At 34.3% G+C, this 1,514-nt stretch carries 1 pseudogene; it reads left to right on the plus strand.

The window, feature by feature from the left end:
- Positions 1-9 precede the first annotated feature (9 nt).
- Positions 10-936: pseudogene (lepB, locus tag AC1DND_RS28535) on the plus strand (signal peptidase I); the annotation flags it as partial.
- Positions 937-1,514: the final 578 nt, after the last annotated feature.

The following is a 1,514-nucleotide window of genomic DNA, read 5'->3' on the forward strand; positions in this document are numbered from 1 at the left end:
TGAGGCTTTGAGGCTTACACCATTCCATCTGGTTCGATGGAAAGATCTTTGCTTATTGGCGATTTCCTTTTTGTGAGTAAAGTTAATTACGGTGCTCGTATCCCAATGACTCCCGTTGCTTTTCMTTTTGCTCACCATACTATGCCTTTAACCACTTCTACCAAAGCTTATTGGGATGGTGTGCAGTGGAAATATCATCGTTTACCGGGTTTATCTAAAATTAAGAGAAACGATGTTGTGGTATTCAACTTTCCTGAAGGAGACACTGTAGCTGTAGAAAACCAGGCAGAAAGTTATTACGCATTAGAACGCAGTATGGGCCGGCAGCAGGTTAGAAGCACATTTACGATAATAGACCGCCCGGTAGATAAACGGGAGAATTTTATTAAAAGATGTATAGGTATTCCGGGCGATGTAATTTCGATGAGCAATGGTATTGCCAATGTAAATGGCAAAAATGAGCCTTTAAAAAACACGGGTATGATGCCATATCGCATCGAGTTTAAAACCATGGACTTTAATTATTCTATACTTGATGAATTTAAACTTAATTTAGGCGGAACACCTGCTATTGCAGATAAGACATACGTTGTAGATGCATCGCCAGAAATTGCCGGTAAATTAAAAGCATTTGATTTTGTGAAATCAGTTACCTTAAGTCCCGATGCTGCTGGGGATGTTCCGGGAGGTGTTTTTCCGAACGATCCCAACATTTGGTATATTAATGATAAAGTAGCCACTACTTATACTTTTAAAATGGACTACTATTGGATGATGGGTGATAACCGTCACAATTCGGCCGATTCGCGTTATTGGGGTTTTGTGCCAGAAGACCATATTGTAGGTAAAGCTTTATTTGTTTGGATGAGCTGGGATAGTACTGCATCTTTCTTGCATAAAATAAGATGGAGCAGGTTGTTTATGGGCATCCATTAATTTATAGGATATTTTTTTGAAAAAGCTTGCTTTACGCAGGCTTTTTTTTTGTGCCAAAATCACCTTTTTAAAAAAATTAAAAAGTCTTCATTGTTTATATTTTTTTTTCATAAGTTTGTTATGTCAGTGGTTAGTAAAAAACATGTAAAAATCTAACTGTATATTCAATTTACATCTCCTGATAAAATTAATGGGTTCAGTTTTTCCCATGATTAAATAGTTCAAATTATTATTGCAAACTACTAATCGAATAATACTGATAAAGTAACTAACCAATTTAACTAACCCTTACCAAACAGATTATGAAACAAAACCAGTATCATGTTTTTGTGAATATGTATATAAAATAACTTTCTTTTTAATTTTTTTAAAAAGATTGCATTTCTTTTGTTTTTTTTATATTTTTATGTAACCAAATTAAAAAAATGTCAGCAACTATTAAGAAAGCACAACGACTAAGGGCCGACATTATTAAGCTACTTTATTATAAAAAAAAATCATCGCTTACCGATTTAAGTAAACGTACTAAAAAGAGCCTGCCTCTAATTACGTCGACTGTAAATGCTTTGATAGAAGAC

The organism is Pedobacter sp. 01N416 (assembly GCF_056399685.1).